The organism is Methylotenera mobilis 13, assembly GCF_000384255.1.
GTDB lineage: Bacteria > Pseudomonadota > Gammaproteobacteria > Burkholderiales > Methylophilaceae > Methylotenera > Methylotenera mobilis_B.
This window is the reverse complement of sequence record NZ_KB913035.1, coordinates 607,116-631,183: the sequence shown is the minus strand read 5'-3', so window position 1 is coordinate 631,183 and position 24,068 is coordinate 607,116. Positions and strand designations below refer to the sequence as shown.

The 24,068-nt window shown below is 42.0% G+C and carries 20 protein-coding genes; 10 read left to right on the top strand and 10 right to left on the bottom strand.

Features of this window, described 5'->3' with window-relative positions:
• The first annotated feature begins 74 nt into the window (after nt 1-74).
• The gene (locus tag A391_RS0103045) at nt 75-1,751 is read left to right on the top strand and encodes an ArnT family glycosyltransferase (protein WP_019897246.1); all 1,677 of its coding nucleotides are present in this window, start codon (nt 75-77) and stop codon (nt 1,749-1,751) included.
• A gap of 90 nt (nt 1,752-1,841) precedes the next feature.
• Here A391_RS0103045 and A391_RS0103040 read toward each other — a convergent pair whose 3' ends face one another.
• The 5 genes from A391_RS0103040 to A391_RS0103020 form a co-directional block, all read right to left on the bottom strand.
• Nucleotides 1,842-2,060 carry a formate dehydrogenase subunit delta gene (locus tag A391_RS0103040; RefSeq protein WP_019897244.1) on the bottom strand — a complete coding sequence of 73 codons (219 nt, stop codon included), beginning with the start codon at nt 2,058-2,060 and terminating at the stop codon, nt 1,842-1,844.
• A gap of 21 nt (nt 2,061-2,081) precedes the next feature.
• Complete coding sequence (gene fdhD / locus A391_RS0103035; protein WP_019897242.1) at nt 2,082-2,819, bottom strand: formate dehydrogenase accessory sulfurtransferase FdhD; 738 nt, start codon at nt 2,817-2,819, stop codon at nt 2,082-2,084.
• Nucleotides 2,820-2,912: 93 nt separating this feature from the next.
• A complete protein-coding gene (gene fdhF / locus A391_RS0103030; RefSeq protein WP_019897241.1) occupies nt 2,913-5,777 on the bottom strand; it encodes a formate dehydrogenase subunit alpha in 2,865 nt (954 codons plus the stop codon).
• Nucleotides 5,778-5,786: 9 nt separating this feature from the next.
• Nucleotides 5,787-7,340 (bottom strand): formate dehydrogenase beta subunit, encoded by a 1,554-nt coding sequence (locus A391_RS0103025; protein ID WP_019897239.1) that lies wholly within the window; start codon nt 7,338-7,340, stop codon nt 5,787-5,789.
• Nucleotides 7,337-7,789, bottom strand: a complete 453-nt coding sequence (locus A391_RS0103020; RefSeq protein ID WP_036316972.1) for a formate dehydrogenase subunit gamma — start codon at nt 7,787-7,789, stop codon at nt 7,337-7,339. Before A391_RS0103020 ends, A391_RS0103025 begins: the two co-directional genes overlap by 4 nt.
• Before the next feature lie 114 nt (nt 7,790-7,903).
• Between A391_RS0103020 and moaA the strand changes: the two genes are divergently transcribed.
• The 8 genes from moaA to lplT all read left to right on the top strand — a co-directional run bounded on the left by moaA (nt 7,904) and on the right by lplT (nt 16,678).
• A complete protein-coding gene (moaA, locus tag A391_RS0103015; protein WP_019897237.1) occupies nt 7,904-8,929 on the top strand; it encodes a GTP 3',8-cyclase MoaA in 1,026 nt (341 codons plus the stop codon).
• Nucleotides 8,929-9,504, top strand: coding sequence for a molybdenum cofactor guanylyltransferase MobA (gene mobA / locus A391_RS0103010; protein WP_019897236.1), 576 nt, complete (start codon nt 8,929-8,931; stop codon nt 9,502-9,504). Before moaA ends, mobA begins: the two co-directional genes overlap by 1 nt.
• Before the next feature lie 104 nt (nt 9,505-9,608).
• Nucleotides 9,609-10,883 (top strand): gephyrin-like molybdotransferase Glp, encoded by a 1,275-nt coding sequence (gene glp / locus A391_RS0103005; RefSeq protein ID WP_019897235.1) that lies wholly within the window; start codon nt 9,609-9,611, stop codon nt 10,881-10,883.
• 160 nt (nt 10,884-11,043) lie between these two features.
• A complete protein-coding gene (locus A391_RS0103000) occupies nt 11,044-11,784 on the top strand; it encodes an energy transducer TonB (protein WP_019897234.1) in 741 nt (246 codons plus the stop codon).
• Between the two features lie 20 nt (nt 11,785-11,804).
• The gene (locus A391_RS0102995; protein ID WP_019897233.1) at nt 11,805-13,289 is read left to right on the top strand and encodes a sensor histidine kinase; all 1,485 of its coding nucleotides are present in this window, start codon (nt 11,805-11,807) and stop codon (nt 13,287-13,289) included.
• A 128-nt stretch (nt 13,290-13,417) separates the two neighbouring features.
• On the top strand, nt 13,418-13,873 hold the full coding sequence (locus tag A391_RS0102990) for a peroxiredoxin (protein WP_029143953.1): 456 nt from the start codon (nt 13,418-13,420) through the stop codon (nt 13,871-13,873).
• A 174-nt stretch (nt 13,874-14,047) separates the two neighbouring features.
• A complete protein-coding gene (locus tag A391_RS0102985; protein WP_019897232.1) occupies nt 14,048-15,445 on the top strand; it encodes a PhoH family protein in 1,398 nt (465 codons plus the stop codon).
• A gap of 72 nt (nt 15,446-15,517) precedes the next feature.
• Nucleotides 15,518-16,678, top strand: a complete 1,161-nt coding sequence (gene lplT / locus A391_RS0102980; protein WP_029143952.1) for a lysophospholipid transporter LplT — start codon at nt 15,518-15,520, stop codon at nt 16,676-16,678.
• Between the two features lie 94 nt (nt 16,679-16,772).
• On the opposite strand, the gene A391_RS0102975 is transcribed toward lplT, so the two are convergent.
• From A391_RS0102975 to A391_RS0102955, 5 genes are all read right to left on the bottom strand, one after another.
• Complete coding sequence (locus A391_RS0102975) at nt 16,773-18,110, bottom strand: NAD(P)/FAD-dependent oxidoreductase (protein ID WP_019897230.1); 1,338 nt, start codon at nt 18,108-18,110, stop codon at nt 16,773-16,775.
• 90 nt (nt 18,111-18,200) lie between these two features.
• A complete protein-coding gene (locus tag A391_RS0102970) occupies nt 18,201-18,725 on the bottom strand; it encodes a c-type cytochrome (protein ID WP_019897227.1) in 525 nt (174 codons plus the stop codon).
• A 101-nt stretch (nt 18,726-18,826) separates the two neighbouring features.
• Complete coding sequence (locus tag A391_RS0102965; protein ID WP_019897225.1) at nt 18,827-19,330, bottom strand: c-type cytochrome; 504 nt, start codon at nt 19,328-19,330, stop codon at nt 18,827-18,829.
• A 131-nt stretch (nt 19,331-19,461) separates the two neighbouring features.
• Nucleotides 19,462-20,379, bottom strand: a complete 918-nt coding sequence (locus A391_RS0102960; protein ID WP_019897223.1) for a quinoprotein dehydrogenase-associated putative ABC transporter substrate-binding protein — start codon at nt 20,377-20,379, stop codon at nt 19,462-19,464.
• 448 nt (nt 20,380-20,827) lie between these two features.
• A complete protein-coding gene (locus A391_RS0102955) occupies nt 20,828-22,699 on the bottom strand; it encodes a PQQ-binding-like beta-propeller repeat protein (protein WP_019897221.1) in 1,872 nt (623 codons plus the stop codon).
• A 299-nt stretch (nt 22,700-22,998) separates the two neighbouring features.
• On the opposite strand from A391_RS0102955, the gene pip reads away from it, so the two are divergent.
• Complete coding sequence (pip, locus tag A391_RS0102950) at nt 22,999-23,955, top strand: prolyl aminopeptidase (protein ID WP_019897219.1); 957 nt, start codon at nt 22,999-23,001, stop codon at nt 23,953-23,955.
• The last annotated feature ends 113 nt before the right edge of the window (nt 23,956-24,068 follow it).

The window sequence follows — 24,068 nt, the reverse complement described above, 5'->3', positions numbered from 1 at the left end:
TATGATGTTTATCCAACACGCTTGCTCATATAAAATGAGTACACTTCAATGATGCAGATACTGAGTTAACCAACATGCGCTTTCAACTTGATCACGACTGGCAAGGCAACATGTCTACGCCCCGAGCACGCATTGGCGAGAACGCAAAATCTCAACTGCTTATCCTCTTATCTATTATTTGGATATTTCTTGGTCTAATTGGTCACACCCCATGGAAACCACTTGAGACATCAAGCATTAGCATCGTTCAAGACATTCTAAATAATGGTCATTTAATAGCGCCTTTAGCGGCAAATCAAACACTAATTGACTTACCTCCGCTTTACCATCTATCTGCCGCAGCTAGCGCAAAACTACTGAGCCCTCTATTAAAGATACATGATGGCGCACGCTTGATTAATGCATTATGGATGTCTATTACGTTACTCATGGTAGGTATGGCTGGCCGAGAATTATGGACTCGTGGTGTAGGTCGTTATGCAACATTCATCATGATAGGCACTATCGGCCTTATTTTAAATGCACACAGCCTCAATGCAGAGGTTGCCACACTCACAAGCACAGCAACAGGCTTTTACGCCTTAGCTCTCTGCAAACGCAGACCATGGAGGGCAAGCCTATTAATGGGGGCAGCGATTGCAATTGGCTTCTTATCTAAAGGATTACTACCCGTCCTAATCTTAATTGTTACAGGGCTAGTTTTAGGACTAGCATTTAGCAACTGGCGCACAAAAAGTTTTGCTATCTTTTTTAGCGCGGCATTTTTGGCTGCAATACCACTCATTGGTTTGTGGCTAGTGCCTTTTGTAGTCTATTTCCCTGATTTATTCCAAGCATGGATTCATGCTGAACTTAACAGTTTCAATCACTACCATTACTTCTACTTCTTTAAGATATTAATCTGGTACGCATGGCCTGCACTACCATTAGCGTTATGGAGTCTATGGCGTTATCGTGCCCAGTTGCTTATTAAACCAAGATTCCAACTAATACTTGTTTTCTTTGGTTGCAGCTTAGTTTTATTAGGGGCTGGCGCCGACAATAAAGACATTAACGCACTGACCTTACTATTACCTTTGGTTGCAATAGGCGCTGGTAGTGTTGACCATCTTAAGCGAGGCGCGGCATCAGCGCTCAACTGGTTTGGTATCTCTTTATTTGCATTAGCCGGCTCACTTATTTGGCTAGGCTGGGTTGCGATGGTACTAGGCTACCCTGCTAAACTCAAAGAGCGAATGCAGTTCTTATCTGGTGCCGATAATGCCAATCTTGATATCATCAGCCTAACACTTGCCATCATCATCACGAGCATCTGGATTTTTACATGTGTCAGAGCAAGGCAAAGTAACCGTGCTGCAGTCACTAACTGGGCTGTAGGTATGACGTTTGGATGGGGACTATTGATGACTCTGTGGCTACCATGGATTGATAACGCTAAAAGCTATCTGCCTGTATTTAATAGCTTACAAAAATCTGTACCTATGAGCACAACCTGCATTAACACACTAAATGTTGGCCAGTCACAAAGCCTACTACTACACTACTACACGAATTTTCAATTAGAGTTTATTGGTAGCCTCCAATCATCCAACTGCGACTTTTATCTGATTCAAGATGAAAGAGGTTTAGCTAGAATGCAACCTAGTGATGAATGGAAGTTAGTTTGGCAAGGAAAGAGAGCTGCTGACAGAAAAGAAAGCTTTAGGCTTTATCAGCGACAACCCAAGACAATACAGAACACTGCTGGATAGCACCAATTAATTCCATCAACAACTAACCTAGCTAGATTAATATTTTAGATAGTTCAAATAAATCTTGTTAAGTTAGTCATAACGCAGTATTTATATCTGCAGGTGTGCTTTTATTGCAGTTTGAACTTTTTGGTGCAAACCTTCACCACCCTGAACATTCACATATTCTGCTATTTGTTTACGCATAGGCAAAGCCCAAAAACGATTGAGGTGCCCAGCAATATCTTCTTGGGCATGACTCTGGTTCGGATACGATTCATAAAAATCACCGATCTGATTCGCCATTGAAATTAAACGTTTAATATCCATATACGCTAGCTTTTCTATCTATTATTGTTTCAAAATTCTTTCACCATGGCTATAAGCCACATACCTATTCTCTCTAGCAAAACCTAGCAAGGTTAAACCACACGCTTTCGCCACACGCACAGCCAAGCCTGTAGGTGCTGACACAGCAACCAACAAACTTACACCCGCACTGGCTGTCTTCTGAACCATTTCAAAACTGGCGCGACTCGTAGTGATGAAAAATCCATGACGAATAAGCTCAGATTCAGCACTGTTTTTCGCGAGCGCTCCAACAAGCTTATCCAGGGCATTATGTCGACCTACATCTTCACGCACAATACTCAACGTACCATCAGCTAAAGCATATGCGCTGGCATGCGTTGCGCCTGTTTGTTGCTGCAACACCTGCCTTGCCTGCATTGACTGTAAAGCGCGCATAATGTTTGCCGCAGCAAATACAGATTGAGAAGTTAGCCGCTCAGGATAACGTACAGCCTGAGCCAAACTTTCTGCGCCACATAAACCACAACCAGTCTTGCCCGCTAATGTGCGGCGACGCTCTTTAAGCTGTACAAAACGTTCGGTTGCAATTTCACAATGCAACTCGATACCGTTATCACGCACTTGAACATCGATATCGTATAACTCGCTAGCACTCTCTACAACGCCTTCAGACAAGGAAAAACCTAATGCAAAATCATCCAAGTCTTGAGCTGTTGCTAACATGACAGCATGAGAAACGCCGTTATAAACTAATGCAACTGGCGTTTCTTCTGCCAAACAATCCGAGGCTAGCTGTAGCTTCCCATTCTGCCACTGCTCAACCTCGAACCTACTGGTAGATGCATCTAATATTAGAGACAGCCTAAACTCCTAGCTAACTTTTGCAGCTTCTGCTTTTTTACCTGCAAAAGCAATTTGAGCTTCACTAAATGTTTTGTAATGTTTTTGCCAATCTGATAACTGACTCACTCTTGATACCTGAACTGCGGTTACTTTGAACTCAGGGCAATTAGTCGCCCAATCTGAATTGTCAGTAGTGATTACGTTTGCACCAGATTCAGGGTGATGGAATGTCGTATATACAACACCAACTTGTACACGCTCAGTAATTTTAGCGCGCAGCACTGTTTCACCAGCACGGCTCACAATTCCTACCCAATCGCCCTCTTTAACTCCGCGCTCTTCTGCATCATGCGGATGAATTTCAAGAATATCTTCAGGATGCCATGCCGTGTTTTGAGTTCTGCGTGTTTGCGCGCCAACATTGTATTGAGACAAAATACGACCTGTTGTTAGTATCAACGGGAATTTCGCATTCACTTTTTCAGTCGTTGGTACATATTGTGTGATAAAGAACTTTCCTTTTCCACGTACAAACTCATCAATATGCATAATCGGTGTTCCATCTGGATGCTCATCATCACATGGCCACTGCACACTACCCATTTCATCTAGTTTTTTGAAGCTTACGCCATGGAACGTAGGTGTTAACGCAGCAATCTCATCCATAATTTCTGATGCATGGTTATAAGGCATTGGGTAGCCTAATGCTTCAGATAATTTAGTGGTAACTTCCCAATCTTCATATCCATTTTTTGGACGCATTACTCTGCGCACAGGTGAAATACGACGCTCAGCATTGGTGAATGTGCCATTTTTCTCTAAGAATGAAGCACCAGGGAAGAACACATGCGCAAACATTGCTGTTTCATTTAAGAACAAATCTTGAACAATCACACACTCCATATTTTCTAGAGCGTGAGTCACATGCTGTGTATTAGGGTCTGACTGAACAATATCCTCACCTACACAATATAGCCCTTTGAAGTTACCTTCTCCAGCTTCATCTAACATATTTGGAATACGCAGGCCAGGCTCTTTACTTAGTGGTCTACCCCAAGCCGTTTCAAACAATGCGCGTGTCGCATCGTCTGCTACGTGACGATAACCTGGGAACTCATGCGGCATTGAACCCATATCGCATGAACCTTGTACGTTGTTTTGACCGCGTAACGGGTTAACGCCTACACCTTCACGACCGATGTTAGCAGTTGCCATTGCCAAGTTAGCGATACCCATCACTGTAGTAGAGCCTTGGCTATGCTCTGTCACACCAAGACCATAGTAAATCGCAGCATCACCGCCAGTTGCATATAATCTTGCAGCAGAGCGAACAACTTCAGGATCAACGCCTAACTCATCTGCTAATGCTTCAGGTGAATTTTCAGGTTTAGCAACGAAATCACGCCACTCTACAAATGAATCCCACTCGCAACGCTCTTTAACAAATGCTTCTTGCACCAAGCCCTCAGTCACAATCACATGTGCTAATGCTGAAATTAATGCAACGTTAGTACCTGGACGTAGTTTGAGGTGATAATCCGCACGAATGTGTGGAGAATTAGCAACCAAGTCAATTTCACGCGGGTCAGCAATAATAAGCTTAGCACCTTCACGTAAACGACGTTTCATTTGTGAAGCGAACACTGGGTGACCATCTGTTGGGTTAGCACCAATAATGAAAATCACATCAGAATGCATCACTGAATCAAATGTTTGTGTACCAGCAGATTCACCCAATGTTTGTTTCAAACCATAGCCAGTTGGGCTGTGGCAAACCCGAGCACATGTATCTACGTTGTTCACGCCAAATACTGCACGAATCAATTTCTGCGTCACGTAAACTTCTTCATTGGTACAACGTGAAGAGGTAATACCACCAATGGCATCGCTACCATACTGTTTCTGAATGCGTGTTAACTCGCTTGCTGCGTAGTTAATTGCCTCATCCCAGCCCACTTGTTGCCAAGGGTCTTTGATGCTCTTACGGATCATAGGTGTTGTGATGCGGTCTTTATGGGTTGCGTAACCCCATGCAAATCGACCTTTCACACATGAGTGACCATGATTCGCACCGCCATTTTTACTTGGTGTCATGCGAACGACTTCTTCGCCTTTCATTTCAGCATCAAAGCTACAACCTACACCGCAATACGCACATGTTGTTGTAACGCTATGCTCTGGCGTGCCTGCTTCTATGACTGTTTTTTCTATCAGCGTAGCTGTCGGGCAAGCTTGTACACAAGCACCACAAGAAACACATTCTGAATCTAAGAAGCTCTTATTACCAGCAGAAACTTTAGACTCAAAACCGCGCCCAGAAATGGTCAGTGCAAACGTACCTTGTGTTTCTTCACAAGCGCGTACACAGCGTGAGCAGACAATACATTTACTTGGGTCAAATGTGAAATACGGGTTACTTTCATCTTTCACTGAAGCTAAGTGATTCTCACCATCATAGCCATAACGCACTTCACGTAAACCAACCGCGCCAGCCATATCTTGTAGCTCGCAATCACCATTGGTTGCACAAGTGAGACAATCTAATGGGTGATCTGAAATGTAGAGCTCCATTGTGCCGCGACGAATATCCGCAAGCTTTGGCGTCTGAGTATGTACAACAATGCCTTCTGCCACTGGTGTGGTACATGACGCTGGATAGCCACGGCGACCTTCCACCTCTACCAAACATAAGCGACAGGAACCAAAAGGCTCAAGACTATCGGTTGCACATAACTTAGGCACCATCACGCCAGCCACTGCAGCTGCGTGCATAATAGAAACGCCATCGGGTACCGTAATTTCTCTATCATCAATCGTCAGCGTCACTTGCTTAGCGGATTGACTTGAAGGCGTACCGTAATCGATGTTCGGGTTGTATTTAATTTCGTCCATTATTCTCTCCTAACCTGCTTGCGTTTCAGCAGGTAGTCCAAAGTCTTGCGGGAAGTGATTAAGTGCGCTAAGTACAGGATAAGGGGTCATGCCGCCTAGCGCGCACAATGAGCCATTTAGCATGGTGTCACTTAAATCTCGTACTAATTGAATATTTTTGGCGTGGTCTTTACCTGATCTGATTTTATCAATCACTTCAACGCCACGTGTTGAGCCAATGCGGCATGGGGTACATTTGCCACAAGACTCAACCGCACAAAACTCAAATGCATAACGTGCCATTTTTGACATATCGACCGTGTCATCAAATGCGACAATACCGCCGTGACCAAGTACCGCCCAAATTTTGGTAAATTCTTCGTAGTCTAAAGGCGTGTCAAACTGGCTTTCAGGTAAAAATGCACCTAAAGGTCCGCCAACCTGCACTGCGCGGATAGGCTTACCAGTGGCGGAGCCACCACCAAAGTCATATAACAGTTCACGCAAGGTGGCGCCAAATGCTAACTCTACAAGACCATTGTGCTTAAGATTACCAGCAAGTTGAATTGGCAAGGTGCCACGTGAGCGACCCATGCCGTAATCAGCATAAAATTGTGCGCCTTTATCTAAAATAATAGGCACTGATGCAAGTGAAATTACATTATTCACAACCGTTGGTTTACCGAACAAACCCTCAATCGCTGGTAGTGGCGGTTTAAAGCGTACCAAACCGCGCTTACCTTCCAAACTTTCTAACAATGAAGTTTCTTCACCACAGACATAAGCACCTGCTGCGCGACGCACTTCCAGATGGAAAGCCTTACCACTACCCAACACATTATCACCCAAATAGCCTGCTTTATTTGCGGCTTCAATCGCTTGATTAAGTGTAACTAATGCATGAGGATATTCTGAACGTAAATAGATATAGCCTTGAGTTGCACCCACTGCGACACCAGCAATCGTCATCCCTTCGATTAGCACAAAAGGATCACCTTCCATAATCATACGGTCAGAGTATGTGCCTGAGTCACCCTCATCAGCATTACAAACCACGTATTTCTGCTCTGACTCACAACCTAAAACCGTATTCCATTTGATACCAGTAGGAAATGCAGCGCCGCCACGACCACGAAGGCCTGAGTCAGTCACTGTTTTAACGATTTCAGCACCAGTAAGTTTTAGTGCATTTTTCAAACCGTTGTATCCATCATGTGCGATGTAATCATCTAAAGATACTGGATCAGTCACACCTACTCGTGCAAACGTTAGACGCTGCTGTTTTTTGATCCAATCGATCTCTTCTGTTAGACCCAAATGCAAAGCATGAGGCTTAGCGTTGACAAAATCAGCATCAAACAGTGAAGGTACGTCTTTCACCTTAACTGGACCATATGCAACGCGACCATCAGGAGTTGACACCTCCACCATAGTTTCTAGCCAGTAGAGCCCACGTGAACCATTACGTATGATTTCTACATCCAAACCACGTTTTTTTGCTTCCGCGGCAACAGCAGTTGCCACTTTTTCCGCACCTACTGACAAAGCACTAGAGTCGCGTGGAATATAAATCTTTGTTGTCATGCTCTTGCCTCCGCAATCAATGCATCTAAATCAGATGGAGACACTCGTCCATAAATTTCATCATTCATCATCACTGATGGTGATAATGCGCAGTTACCTAAGCAATACACAGCTTCTAGCGTAATCGCGTTATCTTCTGTGGTTTGGTGATAGTCAATATTCATACATTTTTTCGCATGCGCTTCCAGCACCTCACTACCCATTGCCTGACATGATTCAGCACGACAAATTTGCATCACATTACGGCCAGGTTTGTGTGTTCTAAAATGGTGATAGAACGTGACTACACCGTGCACTTCTGCCACAGATAAAGCCAACGCTTTAGAAATCTGTGGATAAGCAGCCTCAGGCACATAACCAATACTATCTTGAATCGCATGCAACAAAGGTAACAATGCGCCAGGACGATGTTGGTGTTCAGTAATTAAACGATTAATTACCGCATTCATATCTTCTTGTGGTGTGTTTGAATCAGGCAAGCTAATGTCTCCAAAACGACTATCATTACAATTGTATAATGCTACTATAATATACATGTAAAATGTTACTCAATATGACAAGTTGTGACTGAAAAAGTGCCTTATTCAACATCTAATTACCCTGATAAGCTGATTGACCAATTTGGTCGTCAGGTTGACTACATTCGGCTTTCCATTACAGACCGTTGCGATTTTAGATGCACTTACTGTATGGCCGAGGAAATGACCTTTTTGCCACGCGAAGACGTACTCAGCCTTGAAGAGTGCGCAAGACTGGTAAAAGTATTTGTTAATCTAGGTGTAACAAAGGTAAGAATCACTGGTGGCGAGCCACTAGTCCGCAAAAATGCATTATGGCTATTCGAAGAAGTGGGCAAACTTAAAAAGCTAAAAGAGTTAGTAGTTACTACAAATGGTAGCCAATTAGAAAAACAAGCCTTCAGCTTAAAGCAAGCTGGAGTTAAACGAGTTAATGTTAGTCTAGACAGCCTAAATAGCGACCGCTTTAAAAAAATCACGCGCACAGGCGAGCTAGATAAAGTGTTGCGTGGCATACAAGCTGCCAAACAAGCTGGTTTTGATAACATCAAGCTCAATACTGTACTGATGCGCGGTACCAATGATGATGAAGTTCAGAGCTTAGTCGATTATGCAATTGATCAAGAAATTGACATTTCATTTATTGAAGAGATGCCACTTGGTGAGGTGAATCATGCACGAGACTCCACTTTCGTTAGCAACGCAGAAACTCTAAAAACATTGCAAAGCAAGTATTCACTTGTTGCAAGTACAGAATCCACAGGCGGACCAGCACGTTATTGGCAAGTTGCTAACAGTAAAACAAAAATTGGCTTCATTTCACCACATTCGCACAATTTTTGTGAAGCATGTAACCGAGTGCGTATCACCTGCAAAGGTGAGCTATATCTATGCCTAGGTCAGGAAGATAAAGTTGACCTCATGCCACTTTTACGCAACCACCCCAATGACGACCGCCCCCTGATTCAGGCAATTATCGACAGCATGTCAATTAAACCTAAAGGACATGACTTTGACTTACAGCGCGCAAAACCAGCCGTTGTAAGATTCATGTCTCACACCGGCGGTTAATGTCTGTTTCAGCCATCATTCTTGCTGGTGGGCGAGCTGCACGTATGGGTGGCGTCGATAAGGGATTAATTCAATTTAACTCTAAACCACTGATTAAGCACGTCATTTCCAGATTATCACCGCAAGTGGACGAGGTGATCATTAACGCCAATAGAGAGTTGACTGAATACAGTGCACTAGGTTATCGGGTACTACAAGATGAAGTTGCAAACTTTCCTGGGCCACTTGCAGGCATCCAGCTAGGCTTAAAATATGCGACAAATGATTTAGTGCTTTGCGTACCCTGCGACTCTCCCCTGCTACCAGAAAACTTAGTTCAAGCGCTGAAAACAGCGCTGATTAAAGATAGTGCTGATATCGCAGTTGCAACCTGTGGTGGCAAAACTCACCCAGTATTTTGTTTGTGCAAAAAAACACTACTCCCTAGTTTAGAAACTTTTTTAGCGGAGGGTAATAGAAAAGTAAGTGCATGGCAAAAAGGTCAAAGGTATACGGAGGTAGACTTCGGTGTAGACAGTCCAGCTTTTGAAAACTTAAACAGCCCAGAAGACATTATCAAGCTAGAATCAAAATGAGCAAACCTTTCAAAGATTAAATACACACCGAATACGCATAATTACACATCTCAATATTAGACAACCATCACATCAACCTCTATAAACAGCAGATTTAACTCCAAATGATTAACGAAACTTCACTCAAAAATTTAGTCAGCAATCCTAGCTGCATGGATGATTATGATCCTAATGCGATGCCTGTCGCAAAGGCGCGTGAATTTATTCAACAGTTCCTAAACCCTGTTTCAGTGTTTGAAACACTGGCCTTAGCTGAGAGCTTAGGCCGCGTGTTGGCAGAAGACATTACATCTCCATCCAACGTGCCCAATTACAATAATTCAGCGATGGATGGTTACGCACTTAAAGCAACGGATGTTTCTGCATCACGTTTAATGGTGATAGGTACTGCGTTTGCAGGAAAAGCTTTTGAAGGAACAGTTGCAGATGGCCAGTGCGTCAGAATTATGACAGGTGGGGCAATACCAAAAGGAGCTGATACGGTTGTTGTACAAGAGAAAACCGTCGTTGATGGCAAGTTCATCAATATTATCGAAGCACCCAAGCCGCATGCGAATGTTCGTTATGCTGGAGAGGATTTAAAACTAGGGCAAACCGTACTTGCAACCGGACACTTAATGCGCCCAGCTGATTTAGGATTAATCGCATCTTTAGGAATTGCGGAAGTGCGTGCCTATCGCAAGTTAAAAGTGGCGTTCTTTTCTACTGGTGATGAACTAGTAAGCGTGGGCCAACCGCTACAAACTGGGCAAGTTTACGATAGTAATCGCTACACATTATTTGGCATGCTAACAAAACTTGGTGTTGAGGTAATGGATATGGGAGCCATTGCAGATGATCCAATCCTCCTTGAGAACACCTTACTAAGCGCCGTAACTCAAGCTGACGTGGTTATCACAAGTGGTGGCGTGTCTGTGGGTGAGGCTGATTATATGAAGCTATTGCTCGCAAAACACGGTCAGGTCATGTTTTGGAAGATTGCCATGAAACCAGGCAGGCCACTTGCTTATGGTAAGGTTGGCAGTGCGCATTACTTTGGTTTACCTGGCAATCCAGTTGCCGTCATGGTGACTTTTTACCAGTTTGTTCGCGATGCTTTGCTACGGCTTATGGGGCAATCCAGTCCAGTGCCATTACCCATGTTTAGTGTGCAGTGTACTCAAGCAATAAAAAAAATGACTGGTCGCACAGAGTTTCAGCGAGGGATATTATTTGCGGATACTGATGGGAGTTGGCGAGTAAAACCGACTGGCGCCCAAGGCTCTGCACTATTAAGCTCAATGTCGTTAGCCAATTGCTTTATTGTGTTAGATGAATCTGTTGGCAACCTAGAAGCTGGAGCAATGGTGCAAGTACAAGTGTTAGATGGTATTGTTTAACTTTGATGATTTATTAAATTACAGAGTTCAAAAAATATGAATAGCCCAAACTATCGACAACATACAATCCGTCAAATAGCACACTAGCAATCAAGATAGCTTGTTGTATAATTTCGTGTCTTTTTTAACTCAACCACTATTCACTAGGCCTTTTTTCTCTTTGAATTCAGCTGTAATCCAACCCTCATCCAAGGAATACACAATCGTATGGGCTATTATCTGCTCAGTACTTTTGCATGGCTTACTCGCGCTCATCATCCCGAATATCAAACTCGATGATGTAAAAGAACCTGAGGTACTAGAAATTAGCTTAGCTAAAAAAGCAGAACCGCAGACGCAAACACAGCCAGAACAAATTCCGCCAGAGCCTGAAGTTATTCAACCCAAGATTGAGCCTAAATTAAAACCTGAACCAAAACCAGTTATCAAAGATAAACCCAGCCCGATAGTTCAGGAATCGCAACCGGTCGTCGAAACGCCCGTCATAACACCGCCACAAGAAGTTCTTGCAGTAAAGCCAGCACCAGAACGCCCAGCACCCACACATACCGTCCCAGTAGCCGAACCAGTGAAAGAACCACCCCCAGCACCGAGCCAAGCAGATATTGACAATGCAACAGGCCGATATGGTAACGCACTATGGAATGCCATTAGCAAACATAAGAAGTATCCAAAAATTGCACAAATGCGCGGATGGCAAGGTGAGACCATTATTGAGCTCGAATTGGATGGTACTGGCAAGCTTAAATCAAAAAAAGTCATACAATCTAGTGGTTACGAGGTACTCGATAAACAAGCACTTGAAATGGTAGAAAAAGCCTTACCATTCCCGACACCGCCAGAAGCATTAAGAAGTAGCAACTTCACCATTACTGTTCCAGTGCCATTTAAACTCGAATAACCATCAAACTTAATATTGCCGTGGCTAAAAAAAAGACCTCTCTTAAAGACCTTTTACTCATCCATGAGCTTGCTTTTATATTACTCATTTTCTTGGTAGCCTCAATTGGTGCGATTGGGATTCAACTTCAAGACCAATCCAGCCAAGAGTCCAATCGCATTAACTCACTTGTTCAAGAAATGCAGCAAACACGTGGTGATTTATACCGCCAACTAAAAGAGCTATTTGATGCTTACTTCTTAGATGACCCAGAAGCACGCAGTGAATACAACCAATTTACGGTTTCTGTGGAAAGCCATTTCAAACAATTACAGCTACTGGCCGTAGGCGAGGCAGAAAAAGCGGCCATTCATGACTTGCACGCTGGCTATCAAGCTTTTGTTTCTGAGACATCTGCACTCTTTGACCAAGATGCACACCTTAACAGCGACGATCTTAAAAAAATACTCAACACAGATTTAGAAGCTGGGCTATTTAACCGTTATGAGTCCTTGCTTGCTAGTACCGAACGACTCTTGAATCAAAAGCAAACTGAATTAGATACTCAACTTAAAAATAGTAAGCGGAAGTCTAACTATTTATTATTCACCCCCCTGTTATTGGCCATTTTGCTTTTGTTATTTTCACGCGTGTTTCTCAAACGCTCTATCGTCAGACCTATTGAAGGCTTACTTCACGCCACAACTGAAATCAGTGCAGGCAATCTGACACATAAAGCCCCAGATGAAAATATTGAAGAGCTAGCTTCTTTATCTAAAGCAGTTAACGAGATGGCTGACAAATTACTCACTAGCCAAGAGAACTTGATTCGTACCGAAAAACAGGCAGCGCAAGGCCTTCTAGTGCCAATGCTAGCGCATAACATTCGCAACCCCCTTGCTAGCATCCGCGCTACAGCGCAAGTGATGGATGACCCCAATAATAATGCTGAAACACAAGAGTCGATTAACGGCATCATTAACACCGTCGATCGTCTGGAGCGTTGGACTGGTGCATTATTAGCGTATCTACACCCATTGCAGCCTCAGCCAACCGACACCAACATACATGAAATTGTCAGTGGCGCACTTACTCCATTACAGCAAAAAGTCGCAGAGAAATCCATTCAACTCTCGTTACCCAACTGGCCTAAATCTAACGCGATTTATAACGATGAAATTTTTACTGACCACCATCTTTTAGAACAGGTCATTTACAACTTGATGCTTAACGCTATTGATGCATCCAGTAAAAATGCACCCATAGAAATCGCACTCAAAATCACGCAGAGTGAATTCAATTTATACTTAATGGATCGCGGTAGCGGGATGCCATTCACACCTGACCCTAGCGCCATGAGTGCGCCCACTACCAAACGATTTGGTACAGGCATCGGGATCCCTTTCGCATTTAAAGTTTGTGATGTACTAGGTGGCTCATTACAATTCACATCAAGACACGGCGGTGGCACTACCATTGTCATCACCCTCCCCAAAACGCTTAATACCGCTCACCGCGCGGTATAAACCGAGAACAATCTAATACAAAATAAATATTTTTAATATTATTAGCATTTACATGACATATAGGCTTGCCTTAATGGGGCTTTTTATCAACAATGTAGGTAAGTTTCACATCAGCGAACAATTTTCTTATGCTCAATCTACCTGTACCTGATTTCCAATTACCCGCAACTAGCGGGAAAACATTCCAACGTTCTAATTTCATAGGCAAGTATCTCGTTATTTACTTTTACCCTAAAGACTCTACGCCAGGCTGTACAACTCAAGGCATGCAGTTCAGAGATATGTATGCAGATTTCCAAATAAAAAATACTGAAATTTTTGGCGTTTCACGTGACAGCTTAAAATCACATGAAAACTTTAAAGCAAAATTTAACTTTCCTTTTGAGTTATTGGCAGACACTGAAGAGGTCGCTTGCTCACTGTTTAATGTCATCAAAATGAAAAACATGTATGGCAAACAAGTAAGAGGTATTGAACGTAGTACTTTTGTCATCGACCCAAATGGCGTTTTAATTAAAGAATGGCGTGGTGTTAAGGTAGATGGCCATGCCGCAGAAGTGCTAAGCTTCATAGGTTCACTATAGCTTCAATTACATTTAGATTAATGTAAGTAAATAGATATGTATCTCCGATATAACCGAATATCAATATTTCAAAGCAAAGTAATACACGTATATGCATTAAGTAAGTTTTCTTAACCAAATTTTGCTTAAACTTAATTCAATTCCATTACATTCATTACTATTAGAAAGTCTTTTATGGCTAAAAAAGATACTGGCATATCCAAACTATTTGTTCTAGATACGAATGTACTGATGCATGACCCTTCGTCATTATTTAGGTTTGAAGAGCATGACATTTACTTGCCAATGGTCACATTGGAAGAGCTAGACAACAACAAAAAAGGGCTTACAGAAGTTGCACGTAATGCTCGGCAAGTAAGCCGTAGTTTAGAAGAAATCGTTGGTACAGACTTAACAAACCTAGAGCTAGGATGCCCTCTATCACTTAACGGAAACAAACAAGCCACTGGTCGTTTATTCTTACAAACAACCCAACTGCATATAGATCTGCCAGGACTCGCTGGTAGTAAAGCTGACAATCAAATCATCAGCGTGGTACTGTGTTTACAAAAACAACATAGCAATCGACAAGTTATACTCGTCAGCAAAGATATCAATATCCGCATTAAAGCTCGGGCAATGGGTGTGTTAGCCGAGGACTACTTTAATGACAAAGTCTTAGAAGACACTGACATTCTTTACAGCGGTATGAAAGAGTTGCCTGCGGACTTTTGGGACAATCACAGCAAAGCAATGGAATCATGGCAGGAGTCTGGCCGGATGTTTTACCGACTAACAGGCCCACTGTGCAAAACCTTTTTAGTCAATGAGTTTGTTTATTACGAGTTTGAAAAACCATTCCATGCTATTGTGCGCACGATTGATAAAGATACTGCAGTACTAGAAGTTGTTAAAGATCACTTGCTACCAAAACATAATGTATGGGGAATCACCGCACGTAACCGCGAACAGAATTTTGCATTAAACCTGCTCATGGACCCTGAAGTAGACTTTGTGTCTTTACTAGGACAGGCAGGTACAGGTAAAACACTATTAACCTTAGCAGCTGCATTGACCCAAGTACTGGATAAAAAAATCTACTCTGAAATCATCATGACTCGCGTTACCGTTCCGGTTGGTGAAGATATTGGCTTCTTACCTGGTACTGAAGAAGAGAAAATGACACCATGGATGGGTGCTTTAGAAGATAACTTGGATGTACTGAATAAAAGTGATGAAGAGGCTGGTGATTGGGGACGTGCTGCAACGCAAGATTTAATTCGCACCCGCATCAAGATCAAATCATTAAACTTCATGCGTGGGCGTACTTTCTTAAATAAGTTTTTAATTATTGATGAAGCGCAAAATCTAACACCAAAACAAATGAAAACCCTGATTACCAGAGCAGGACCCGGTACTAAAGTAGTTTGTTTGGGTAACATTGCACAAATTGATACGCCATATTTAACAGAAGGCAGTTCAGGGCTCACGTATGTGGTTGATCGCTTTAAAGGCTGGAGCCACAACGGACATATCACACTACAACGTGGAGAACGCTCACGTCTGGCTGACTTCGCGGCGGAAATTTTATAGGTTTACTATGATTTGTAATAATATGCTCGGCAATCAGTATGCTCGCTTCATTAAAGGTAACTTCTAATGCACATGTGTAAAGGCTTTTACACCTTACTCACAGCACAGTTTTTATCTGCTTTGGCTGACAACGCACTACTGTTTGCCGCTATAGCACTACTAGCCCAGATAAACTCACCTGATTGGCATACACCATTACTACAGCAATTCTTTGTGATTTCCTACATTGTACTTGCTCCATTTGTAGGTTCATTTGCTGATGCATTACCAAAAGGTCGCGTGATGTTTATTGCCAATGCCATTAAGTTTATCGGTAGCCTTGCCATGTTGGTTGGCATGCCTCCACTGTATGCTTATGGTATTGTGGGGATTGGCGCAGCTGCATACTCCCCTGCCAAATATGGCATACTGACAGAGCTACTTCCACCAGAAAAACTAGTGAGCGCTAATGGATGGATGGAGGGCTCTACTGTAATTGCAATCATTTTAGGCGCCCTACTCGGCGGTAGTATGGCAAGTCATGACCCTTCGTTTGCAATGATCATCATCACGCTGCTATATATGGTTGCATCAATATTTAACATTTACATTCCCAAACTTCCTATCGATCACAAACTACCCAAGAAAAATCCAGTTTTCATGCTTTACGATTTTTGGCACTCGTTCAAAGCCTTATGGATAGATACTCGCGGACAAGTATCGCTTGCAGTAACAACCTTATTCTGGGGAGCTGGTGCGACATTAAGGTTGGTTGTCATTGCATGGGCAGCAAGCTCACTCAATTTTGGCTTAGAGCAAGCAACACAGCTAATGGCAATACTTGCTGTTGGTATTGCCGCTGGCTCAGTGGTTGCTGCTCGTTATATTAAGTTAGAGGAATCCACAAAGGTACTCCCCGCAGGCATCGTCATGGGTTTACTAGTAGTGGCAATGGCTTTTGTACAACACTGGCAATTGGCAGTAGTACTATTATTTGTGATTGGCGCGCTTGCAGGCTTCTTTGTTGTCCCTCTAAATGCATTATTACAGCACCGCGGGCACGAATTAATTGGTGCAGGTCATTCAATTGCCGTACAAAACTTCAACGAGCATATCGGCATATTACTCATGTTAGGCGCTTATCTATTAATGGTAAAAGCTCAGATCCCAATTAATATTATCGTGATTGCCTTTGGTGTTTTTGTGAGCCTTTGCATGATGATAATTAATAAGCGCTACAAATATCTAAACTAGTAACAAAATCATTTTTAATACACAAATAAAAACGGATGAGGAAATTATTCACTCATCCGTTTTTTACTTAAGCTACATTATCTAAGCTACATAATTAATGTAGCTTCACGTGCGCCTCTGTACGTCTTGCAATCATTCTGGCTAATGTCTGCAATGCCATGCTCCAGAAGCCGTGTAGTGCCATCAAGTGCAGCTTATAAAGTGATTGATACATCGTTCGTGCAATCAAGCCTTCAATAAACAAGCTACCACCGGATAGCGCTCCCATCAAATTACCAACGGTAGTATAGCTACCTAAATTAACGAGCGATCCATAATCCCGATAAGTGAATTCTGGTAAGTCTGTTTTACCAGCAACACGATATTTTAGTGTTTTAACTAACATACTAGCTTGCTGATGAGCAGACTGCGCACGAGGTGGCACGGTTGCATCTTGACCATGTCCAACCCATGGACATGCGGCACAATCTCCAAAAGCAAAAATATTGTCATCTAATGTAGTTTGTAAACTAGGCTTAACAATAAGCTGGTTAATTCGATTGCTTGCCAAACCATCAATTTCGCGCAAGAAATCCGGCGCCTTGATACCTGCAGCCCAAACTACGAGTGCCGATGGAATAAAACGGCCACTGTGTGTTTGCACCCCTTTGCTAGTGACCTCAGTCACACGTTCACCCATATATAAGTGCACACGTAATTTTCTAAGCTCTAGATCTACAGAGTTTGAAAGCTTAGCGGGTAGCGCTGGCAATACACGGTCGCTAGCTTCAATTAATGAAATTTTCACGTCGCGGTCAGGGTCAATCTTATCAAGTCCATATGCAGCTAACTCGCGGGTTGTATTATGTAATTCTGCAGACAACTCAACACCGGTTGCGCCAGCCCCTACAATCACAACTTCCAATTGCCCAGCCTGCACAGGTTCAGCTTGCGTTTGTGCGCGCAATAATGCGTTGTGTAAACGCCTATGGAATTTTTCAGCCTGATCTTGCGTATCTAAAGCGATTGAGTGTTCTCGTGCACCTTTTACACCAAAATCATTTGTCGTACTTCCTACTGCAATCACTAAGGTATCGTATTTAATAGTGCGACGGGGTATCACTTCAACGCCATCTTCGTCATAGTTAGGCGCAATTGAAATCTCTTTTTTAGCTCTATCTAAGCTATCCATGCTGCCGAGCCTGAATTTAAAATGATGCCAATGAGCCTGAGCTAAATACACTAGCTCATGCTTTTCTGGGTTCATACTGCCAGCCGCAATTTCATGTAGCAATGGTTTCCAAACATGCGTCTTTGACTTATCAACCAAAGTAATCGCTGCTTTACCTTTCCGTCCCAGGCTATCACCTAATTTGGTTGCCAACTCTAAACCGCCAGCCCCACCACCCACGATGACGATTTGATGCAGCTGTTCTGTTCCCACATTACCCATTGTGCACTCCCTACACTCACTTTTATTAAACACTGAAAATAAAAAAACGCCTACTGAATCTCAGTAAGCGTTTTTATATCTTGATATAACTTACTCGTTCCCAGTGATCGTTGAATTACTACGAATCCATGCGATAACTTTTAATGTTTCGTCTACAGTTAAACCATCAGGTGGGTCAGCCTGCATCAGACCAAAACCTTTAGCGCCCATACCACCGTTTGTACCGTGCCAAATCGTTTCAAACATGCCCTTATTGGTTGCATTTTTAGCATACTTAAAGTTTGGACCTTGCAAACCTGGGGCTACAGCACCTTCACCGTGGCCACCATGACAAGCTACGCAAGAATATAAATTGAATTTCTTTTTACCTGCTTGAATTTCAGCTTCAACACCAATATACGGATTTTTACCTGTCGCAATAAACTCTTTTGCCGCAGGAGTATCAAATAATTTAGCGTCTATTATTAATGGCGAACCATCCTGTGTTGTTACCAAATCCATCATTTTAATGTCAGCACCAGATTCAGCTTTAGCAGCCTCCCCTTTTGTGCCTGAGTCTTGACCGCATGAAGCTAGCATTGCGATGAGGGCAACTAAAAATAAATGTTTATTCATCATTCACTCTATCTATTATAAAAAAGTTTAATAATAACGCATTTATGCCGTAATAAAAAACGGTCGCGATTGCGACCGTTTTTTAAAGTAAATACTACTAATTACTCATTACCATTAATTTTGCTATTGCTACGAATAAACGCAATCACCTTTAACAAATCATCAGGCTTCAAACCTTCTGTTGGATCTTCTGGCACCATTAAACCTAAACCTTTAGCACCCATACCACCGTTAGTACCGTGCCAAATTGTTTCAAACATACCTTTGTTTGTAAGATTTTTAGCATATTTCATTGTGGCGCCTGTCAAACCTGGGGCAATAGCACCTTCACCATGACCACCATGACATGCATTACATGAGTACAGGTTAAATTTCTTTTTACCAGCTTTAATAGCAGCTTCGTTACCGATGTATGGATTTTTACCTGTCGCTAAGAACTGTTTAGCTTCTGGCGTATCAAATAATTCTTTTTTAATATTTAAAGGTGCACCATCTTGCGTTGCTACTAGGTTAATGTCTGCAGCCTGCACATTCACAGATACTAAGCCTGTTAATGCCAACATAGAAACTAATAATGTTGACGCTAAAGTTTTATTGCCTAACATGTTATCTCCTAATTTAATTCACATGAAATGAGTTACGTCTTATTCATGCTAAGCGCATTCGTCAACGTATGATCATTTAACGTAGTTATTTATATATCGGTTGACTCAACAACGCAAAATAAGCGCGTATTTTACTCTGTTTTTGGGATTGCGTCACCGCGAGTTTCTTTATTAACTTCTTTTCCTTTACGATAAACCTTCATAATGCTATCACCTTCAACAACAGCCATATGTGGAATGCCATAATCATCTAAAATTTTGTTAATTTTGTCTTTGTTTCGCTCTAGCGCACCCTCAATCATCGCCAAGCGCTCTTTATCAGCTTTACGTACACCAATTGAGATATTCCAGTTAGTTTTACCTTTAGCGTTGACTAACTCATAGTCAGGCACCATCACAACTTCTAATGGCTCTTTTGATTGTTTAGCAAAATACCCACCAATCGGGCCCCACATAATCGCCACATCAATATCACCTTTTATTAAATCATCAATCAAGTAACTAGGCGGCAAGTTAAGGTCACGCTGCATACGATATGGTCTTGCATTTGGCATTAAGCCATAATCATTGAGTGCAATCGTTGCAGGACTTTGGCCTACGATACCAATTGTTGATTTTTTAAGGTCTGGACTATCCCAGCCTGTGATCTTCATACCACTGCTTTTTTTGTATACAAACACATGGCCTGCACGGTAATAAGGTTTTGATGTTCTTAATGCATCGTAATCTGAGGTTGTACCCATAATCACATCACATTTTTTTGCACTTAAAGTATTTCTGATAAAGCCCATTCTGTCGTACCAGAATGTGTAGGCTAATTTTTTATTTAAATCTTGAGCGAGGACCTCAGCGATTTTATTTTCAAATCCCTCTAATTTGCTATTTGAGTAAGGTAAGTTGTCTTGGTCTGCACAAACTTTAAACTCTGTACCATCATCTACACGCTGCACTTCACCAGCTCTACCTGATGAGTAATAATCTTCTGCTTGCACATTACCTACTGCTAGAAAACCTATGAAAAGACCAAGCAATTTCATTCTTTTAAACATTTTTATTCCTTATCATAAAAATGCGGCCTCTACTTCACCGCGCTTAGTAATAGAGTACGAACTTAATTAAAAGTTCTACACTATTCAGACCTACAAAACTCACTCATGACTATACATCATAGCCCCTGCATGAAACAGCAGATTTTCATGAATTTAAGTCAAATCAACGCTAACTCTTCATACGCTAGCACGTAGTCACTTACATATAATTCCAACCACTTATATATTAAGTAGCAAATATTTCTAATTCACGCATTAGTCTTAATAGAACGAGTAAGCTTTTACATTGAGATTTAGTTAACTATCCGTCATTGGATATCAATACATACAATTATTTTAAACAGTTGTTCAATAAAAAAACACCCCGACTCGTCGGGGTGTTTTTATTTACTACGTTTAGTACTAGCTTATGTTTTAGCTAATAATTTTATCGTTTTTCAACAATTAATTATAGGCTGAACACATTCAATGCACCGCCGCCAGGAGCAGCGTTGTATTTAACTAGTTCTGCATAACCACCAGCAGCACCTAAAGCGTCTGTTGGAGTAGTCATACCAAGGTTCATCGCTACACCAGCCCAGCCACCGATACCTGATAGCACGCCAACGTGTTGTTTACCTTTGTGACCGTATGTGAATGCATTACCAATCACGCCAGAACCAACTTGGAATTTCCAAAGTTCTTTACCTGATTTAGCATCAACAGCTTTGAACCAACGATCTAAAGTACCGTAGAACACTAAGTCAGTAGCAGTAGTTAAAGCACCACCCCAAGCTGAGAATTTCTCTTTGTTGTACCATACTTTTTTGTTGGTCATTGGATCATAAGCAGCGAAACCACCCATAACACCGTCAGGACCTGGGAACATTGTTAATGTTGCACCAACCCATGGTTGACCAGCAACGTATTTAGACTCAACTGGCTCGTATGTCATACATACGTGGTTCAATGGAGAATATACTAAACCAGTTTTTGGTGAGTATGCAGCTGGTTGTTGGTCTTTAGTACCCAATGCAGCTGGGCAGATGCCTTTAGCATTGTAGTCTTGGTGAGTAGAAGCTGATGCCAATTTGTTTGGTACACCAGTTTTCATATCAATGTCAGTTGCCCAGTTTACGAATGGGTGAACTTTTTGTGCAGCTTGTAATTTACCAGTACCTGCATGCCATGTGTAAGCAAAGCCGTTACGGTCATGATGCCAAGCGTATGTTTTGCCACCTTTGTCGAACAAGATTACTTCGTTAATACCGTCGTAGTCCCACTCGTCATGTGGAGTCATTTGCATACCCCATTTTGCAACGCCAGTGTCTAAGTCACGTGCGAATACAGTCATTGACCATTTGTTGTCGCCTGGACGTACATCTGGGTTCCAAACTGATGGGTTACCTGTACCGTAGTAAACTAAGTTTGTACGTGCATCATATGGCCACCAGCCCCATACAGAGCCACCACCATGTTGCCAACCATCTTTAACTGCTTGTGGTTTCAACCATGTACGTGTACCAAGTTCTTTTTCACCAATTTTTAATTGGTCAGCAGGCATTCTTTTGAAAGAACCGCCTTCTTTGTTGCCGCCGTTTACGTCTTGGTAAACTGACAATGCGCTATACTCAGGTGTATCTTTGTTGAAGTCAGCACCGATTAACACTTCAGCGTCAGGACCTGTTGAGTATGCTTTCCAAGCCAAAGAACCGTCTTTGATGTTGTATGCAGCGATAAAGCAACGTACGCCGAACTCAGCACCAGAACAACCTGTTAATACTTTGTCTTTGATTACGTGTGGAGCGTTAGTGTTTGTAGCGCCAACTTTTGGATCGTTGATCAATGTTGACCATACTTTAGCACCAGTTTTAGCGTCTAAAGCTACTAAGTTACCATCGTTTTGTTGTAGGTAGATTTTACCATCGCCGAAACCAAGACCACGTGAAACGTTGTCACAGCACAATACAGCTTGTACTGATGGATCTTGTTTAGGGAAGTATGACCATACGATTTTTTGATTGTTATCTAAATCTAAAGCATATACGTTGTTTGGGAATGCTGTATGTACATACATCATGTTACCAACAACAACTGGTGAACCTTCGTGACCACGGTTTACACCAGTAGCGAATGTCCAAGCTGCTTTAAGATTTTTAACGTTACCTTTGTTCACTTGTGCTAATGCACTGTAACCTTGGTTGTTGTGTTGACCACGTGGGTGAACCCAGTTGTTCGCGTCTTTCATTGCTGCTTCTTGATCTGCAGCTGCTGATGCTACTAAAGGCATCGCCATACCTGCTACCAAGCCAAGTGCTAACTTGATTTTATTGATTTGCATATTAATCTCCAAAGTTAAACTACTAAGGTTATATAAATAGATTCATAATATAACTAGCAATCTTTTGATGTTCCTCAAAATTTTCACTAGGTTTTTTGAATCTATTTGCAGCACACTTTATGTGCATGGACGAAACTATAAACCAGTAAATCATGAATTGCAATACATTATTTACAATTTATTTACATTTAACTTAACATAGATACACATATTAAAATTAATCGTTATATATCGACTTAACCTACATCGTAAAATTAATAAAATATCATTTAAAATCAATTAGAAAGAAAAATTTATCCATGCAGACCAACATTTACAACTTGTATCCAGAAATTGATACATTTAAAGAAAGTATGATTAAAGTTGATGCTTTGCATGAAGTTTATTATGAAGTTTGTGGGAATCCAGATGGTGTTCCTGTTGTGTTTTTACATGGAGGTCCTGGTAGTGGATGCAACCCATCTCAGCGACGATTTTTCGATCCTAATCACTATAAGATAATCCTCATTGATCAACGAGGCTGTGGCCGCAGTAAACCACTAGGATCCATCGTCAATAATACAATTGACGACTTAGTGCATGATATTGATTTAATTCGAACTACGCTTGGCATTGACAAATGGTTAGTATTTGGTGGCTCTTGGGGCAGTACTCTTGGCATTGCCTATGCCTCGAAGTACACAAAACATGTAACCGGCTTAATTTTGCGCGGCATCTTTTTAAGCCGCACCACTGAACTCAACTGGTTTTTAAATGATGTAAAAGCTTTTTATCCTGAGCCTTGGCAAGTTTTGTGTGATTTTCTACCAACTGAATCAAGAACTAATCCTATTTCAGCATATGAGAAACTCATTTTCTCAGATGATACTGCAGTTAGCATTCCTGCGGCCATTCAATGGAACCAATTTGAAAGTAGCATCATGACGTTGCTACCAAGACCATCGAGCGATCAAGCCGTAAACGGCTCGGTCGAGTTGGCGAGAGCAAGGGTGCAAATTCACTACATCCAACATCAGTGTTTTGTAGGCAATCGTGATTTACTTGATGAAGCAAATAATAATTTGTCTCATCTGCCTACTGTTATCGTTCAAGGCCGTTACGACATGGTGTGTCCGCCCATCACTGCATGGGAACTTAAACGTGCCATGCCTCATGCAGAATTATATTTAATTGATGATGCTGGACATTCAGCGATGGAGCCAGGCACAACCTCAGCATTAGTCGCCGCGACAGAAAGGTTCAAAAATTTAAGCTAGAGTGTAGCATCATGATGAGAAGGTATAGTGCTAAGATTCTGAGTGAGTTGTGCTCACTTATACTTTCTCAATATAAATAGATTTAGAGATTGCTACATTTACATGTTAACGAA